The sequence below is a fragment of the Idiomarina sp. UBA4206 genome, assembly GCF_002383015.1.
Classification (GTDB): Bacteria; Pseudomonadota; Gammaproteobacteria; order Enterobacterales; family Alteromonadaceae; genus Idiomarina; species Idiomarina abyssalis.
This window is the reverse complement of record NZ_DFTS01000040.1, coordinates 11,538-11,797: the sequence shown is the minus strand read 5'-3', so window position 1 is coordinate 11,797 and position 260 is coordinate 11,538. Positions and strand designations below refer to the sequence as shown.

The 260-nt window shown below is 46.2% G+C and carries 1 protein-coding gene; it reads right to left on the bottom strand.

Going from position 1 to position 260, the window contains the following annotated elements; genetic code table 11:
- Window positions 1-260 (bottom strand): hypothetical protein (locus B3180_RS08635; RefSeq protein ID WP_286844035.1); only part of this gene is annotated, 260 nt, incomplete at both ends.

Sequence of the window (260 nt, the reverse complement as noted above, 5' to 3'; positions counted from 1 at the left end):
CGGATACGGCGGTTACCCAGGTGGTCAATGTCATCAACTTCATCTAAACCGTTACGGATTTCGATGAGCTTTTTCATGACATCAACGATGTCTTCTCTGGATAACGTATTATCACCACTTAAGTCATCACGACCTAAACGACGATTAAACTTCATGCGACCGACTGTTGATAAATCGTAGCGTTCTTCACTGAAGAACAAGTTATCAAACAGAGTTTCTGCAGCTTCACGCGTTGGTGGCTCGCCCGGGCGCATCATGCG